The 4,531-nt window shown below is 69.7% G+C and carries 4 protein-coding genes; 1 reads left to right on the forward strand and 3 read right to left on the reverse strand.

Going from position 1 to position 4,531, the window contains the following annotated elements; genetic code table 11:
* The coding region (locus GX543_RS16585; RefSeq protein ID WP_290853552.1) for an enoyl-CoA hydratase-related protein at window positions 1-1,314 on the forward strand (1,314 nt) is incomplete at its 5' end.
* 89 nt (window positions 1,315-1,403) lie between these two features.
* On the opposite strand, the gene GX543_RS16590 is transcribed toward GX543_RS16585, so the two are convergent.
* From GX543_RS16590 to GX543_RS16600, 3 genes are all read right to left on the reverse strand, one after another.
* Window positions 1,404-2,435, reverse strand: a complete 1,032-nt coding sequence (locus tag GX543_RS16590) for an ATP-dependent 6-phosphofructokinase (RefSeq protein ID WP_290853554.1) — start codon at window positions 2,433-2,435, stop codon at window positions 1,404-1,406.
* Window positions 2,436-2,542: 107 nt separating this feature from the next.
* Window positions 2,543-3,184, reverse strand: a complete 642-nt coding sequence (locus GX543_RS16595) for a response regulator transcription factor (protein WP_290853555.1) — start codon at window positions 3,182-3,184, stop codon at window positions 2,543-2,545.
* A 5-nt stretch (window positions 3,185-3,189) separates the two neighbouring features.
* The gene (locus tag GX543_RS16600; protein ID WP_290853557.1) at window positions 3,190-4,422 is read right to left on the reverse strand and encodes a sensor histidine kinase; all 1,233 of its coding nucleotides are present in this window, start codon (window positions 4,420-4,422) and stop codon (window positions 3,190-3,192) included.
* Between the last annotated feature and the right edge of the window lie 109 nt (window positions 4,423-4,531).

Raw genomic sequence — 4,531 nt, forward strand, 5'->3', positions numbered from 1 at the left:
GCCCCCGACGATCCCCGCGGCCTCAGCGCCACCGGCGGACTCCCCTACTTCGGTGGCCCCGGCAACAACTACTCCATGCACGGGATCGCCGAGATCGTGGCCCGGGCCCGTCGCACCCCCGGATCGTTCGGTCTCGTGGCGGCCAACGGCGGACTGCTGAGCAAATACTCGGTGGGCGTCTACTCCACCGAACCCGTCGCATGGCGTCCCTCCACCTCCGCGGGCATCCAACGCGAGCTCGACGCCGTGCCATCGGTTCGGGTGGCCCACTACCCGGACGGCACCGCGGTCATCGAATCCTTCGTGGTCATCGACCCCGACGGCGACCGCCCCGCCGCGACGGTGATCGGCCGCCTCCCGGACCACTCCCGGTTCGTCGCCGCGGTCGACGATCCGGACCTGCTTGCACTGATGGTCGGCGACTCGGACCCCGTGGGAACCACCGTGTACGCGCGAGGGACGGCGAATCAGAACTTCGTGGCACTGACGCGGGCGGCACTCGACGCGCGGCACCCCGTCCCGACCGTCGGCTTTGCCGACGAGTACCAGCATCTGATCGTGAAGCGCGACGGTCACGTGCTCGAAGTGACGATCAACCGACCCGAGGCCCGCAACGCGATGAGCCCGGTCACCAACGCCGAGCTCGACGCCGTGTTCGACGCCTACTTCGCCGACCCCGACCTGTGGGTCGCCATCCTCACCGGTGCAGGCGACAAGGCCTTCTCGTCCGGCAACGACCTCGCCGCCAGCAGCACGGCGGGCGGACTGTCGGTGCCCGTCAACGGTTTCGGCGGCCTCACGTCGCGCCGCGAGATGCCGAAGCCGGTGATCGCCGCGGTCAACGGCTATGCGCTCGGCGGCGGCCTCGAGGTGGCCCTCGCCTGCCACGTGATCGTCGCCGACGAGGGCGCCTCGTTCGGCCTGCCGGAGGTGAAGGTGGGGCTGGTGGCCGCCGCGGGCGGGCTCGTCCGACTCCCTCGGGTCGTGCCGCCGGCCCTGGCCCGCGACATGATCCTCACCGGTCGCCGACTCGACGCCGCCGAGGCCCTCGCTCACGGACTGGTGTCGCGCGTCGCCCCGACCGGAGACGTGATGAATGCGGCCCGCGCGGTGGCTCGGGAGATCGTCGCCGCGTCGCCGGTCGCGGTCCGCTCCTCGATCGCCGCGATGGCGACCGCCGAAGCCGAACCGGACGCCGTTCAAGCGACCCTCGACAGCATGGCGGTCCTCGACACCGTCCTGGTGTCCGAAGACTTCCGCGAGGGCCTCACGGCGTTCCTGGAGAAGCGCGAACCGCAGTGGAAGGGTCACTGACCGGCCCCACGCAGATCCGCGTAGTTCGCCGTCGAAAGCTGGGTTCTGAAGACAGCTTCTGACGGCGAACTACGCGGATGCAGTCATGACTAGCCGAAGATCGCCCGCGCCCCGTTGTAATAGTCCAGCGGGACCGTCTTGGTGTGGCCGACGGCATCGGCCAGCGGAACGTGGACGATGTCGGTGCCGCGCAGCGCGACCATCTTGCCCCACACCCCGTCCGCGACGAGATCGCTGGCGGCCTGCCCGAACCTCGTGCCGAGAACGCGGTCCCAGGCGCTCGGGACGCCGCCGCGCTGGATGTACCCCAGTGTCGTCGACCGGGTCTCGATTCCGGTGTGCTCCTCGATCAGCGGAGCGAGGACGTCGGCGATCCCGCCGAGACGCGGCCGGTTGAACCCGTCGACCCCCTTGTGCGAGTGCGCATCGTCCATGTGGGGGAGCTTGAAGCCCTCGGCGACCACCACCATCGGCGACCGGCCGCGGTCGCGCACGCTGGTGACCCACTCGCAGATCTGCTCCAGCGACTCGGGCTGTTCGGGAATCAAGATGGCGTGCGCACCGGCGGCCACCCCCGCGTAGATCGCGATCCAGCCGGCGTCCCTGCCCATCACTTCCAGGACCATGCAGCGCTTATGGGAGTTGCCGGTGGTGCGCAGGCGGTCGACGGCCTCGGTCGCGATCTCGACGGCGGTGTTGAAGCCGAAGGTGTAGTCGGTGGCCAGGAGGTCGTTGTCGATGGTCTTCGGCACCCCGACCAGCGGGATCCCGTCCTCCAGGAGACGGTTGGACGCCGCCATGGTGCCGTCGCCGCCGATGGCGATGACGGCGTCGATCTCCAGCCGCGCCAACACCTTCTTGATGTTCTCGCCGCCGCCGTCGGGCTCGGTGTACGGCCCGAATCGGCTGGTGCCGAGGATGGTTCCGCCCTGTTGCGAGATGCCGCGCACCACGCTGCGGTCGAGCTCCATCACGTCGCCGTACACCAGGCCGTGGAACCCGTCCTTGAAACCCACGTACTCGTGATCGTGGACTGTGGTGCCCTGCAAGACGATTCCGCGGATCACCGCGTTGAGCCCGGGGCAGTCACCACCGGAGGTCAGAATGCCGAAGCGCGCCATGGATGTGGCCCCTCTCGCCGTGTCGGTACGTCAGTGACCATCTCAGCACGCGCAGGCGATCCGGGCGCGTTAATCCCCGGTCTGCCGCGGGGCCGACGACCAACCGGCTACTTCAGTCCGTTCTCGTACGCGAAGACAACGGCCTGGGCGCGGTCGCGGAGCGCGAGCTTGGTCAGCATGTTGCTCACGTGCGTCTTGACCGTCTGCTCGGAGACGAACAACTCCTGAGCGATCTCCGCGTTCGACTTTCCGTCGGCGACCGTCAGCAGCACCTCGAGCTCGCGCGGGGTCAGGACCGCGGCGGCCCCGGTGCTCTTTCGCACCGACCGGGACGTCACCTGCTCGATGAGCCGCTTGGTGACCGACGGCGCCAGGAGCGCATCGCCCGCGGCCACCACGTGCACGGCGCGGACCAGCTCGTCGGCCGGCGCGTCCTTCAGCAGAAAGCCGGACGCTCCGATCCGCAGGGCGGAATACACGTAGTCGTCGATGTCGAAGGTGGTCAGCATCAGCACCTTGGTCGGCAGACCCGATGAGATGATCTGCTCGGCGGCCCACAGACCGTCGCGGCGGGGCATCCGCACATCCATCAGAATCACGTCGGGCCGAAGTCGTTGCGCCTGTTCGACGGCCACCAGGCCGTCCTCGGCGTCGCCCAGGACGGAGATCCCGTCGGCGGCGCCGAGGAGCGCGGCGAACCCGGCACGGACCATGGCTTGATCATCGGCGATGAGGACTGTGGTCGGCACGCGCCTCACCCTAGTGCCAGCGGGAGCGCGGCGCTCACGAGGAAGCCACCGTCGGGCAGCGGCCCCGCGCTGAGCGACCCGCCGACGGCGAGGGCGCGCTCGGTCATGCCGAGGATGCCGTGTCCACCATGCGGTGAGTCTCCGCCGAGCGCTTTCGCTGCGGGGCTGTTGCGGATCTCGAGCGCCAGTCGCCGGTGGTCGTCGGGATCGAGACGCAGGCTCACTGCGACCGAGGCACCGGGTGCGTGCCGAGTGGCGTTCGTGACTGATTCCTGCACGATCCGGAAGGCGGCCGTGCCGACCGTCGGCGAGACGGTCCCATGGTCGACGGTGTCGTCGAGATGGACGTCGACCCCGGCGGTCCGTACTCCATCGATCAGCTCCGGAAGGTCGCCCAGGCCCTGGACGGGACGCAGCGCGGCGGGCTCGTCGCCGTGCGGGCGCAGCACGCCGAGCAGTTGGCGGACTTCGTCGAGGGACTCGCGGGCGGCGTCGGCGATGCCGTCGAACTCGGTGCGAGCACCCGGTCCCACCTCTTCGGCGGGGTCGGCTGCGGCGAGCCGATACGGGGCCGTCTGCGACATCACGACGATCATCGACATGCGGTGCGCGACGATGTCGTGCAGGTCGCGGGCGATCCGCGAGCGCTCGGCCAGCACCGCTTCGCGGGCGCGGAGCACTTCGGTGGCCTCGGTCTGCTCGGCGATCTCGCGCCGTGAACTGGCACGGTAGCGAACAAAGGCGATGCTGATCGTCGCCACCGCGAGCCCGAAGATCCAGCCGATCCGTGCGTCGGGGCCGATGCCGAGGACGAAGGCCCCCGCGGTGGCGATGGCCACCACCGGCAGGCGGTTGAGCGGTTGCGTGCAGAGCGCGGCCACGGTCATCGCCAGGAGCGCGAGGAACAGCGGCGGCGGCATCGGCCAGTCGGCGCTGTTCGGGATCAGCGACGCGACGCCCGCGGTGACGACCGTCGCCGCCCAGCCGATGCGGACGGCGTGCTCGCCGAAGAACACCACGGCGATGCCCCCGCACCCCAGCAGAGCGAAGGCGGGCAGCAGGTAGGCCGGGATGTCCGTCAGTTCGGCGAGCACCGGCCAGCAGACCGCGATCATCGCGATGGCGGCGACGGCGGCGAGCCAGTTCCACGCGTTGGACAGATACCGGTTCAGCGTCGGATCGGGGACTTTGGCGATCCACGCCCGGTACGGCAGGACTGCCACTCGACGAAAGTTCACTCTTCGACGATAGGTTCGGTCGGCGGTCGACGCCTCCCCCGTAAGAGCGAGATCCACGGTGCCTCACACGGGTGAGGCCGGATTCCGATGTGGCTCGCCCGGGTGGTCC

This window comes from Gordonia sp. (in: high G+C Gram-positive bacteria), from assembly GCF_012515855.1.
Classification (GTDB): domain Bacteria; phylum Actinomycetota; class Actinomycetes; order Mycobacteriales; family Mycobacteriaceae; genus Gordonia.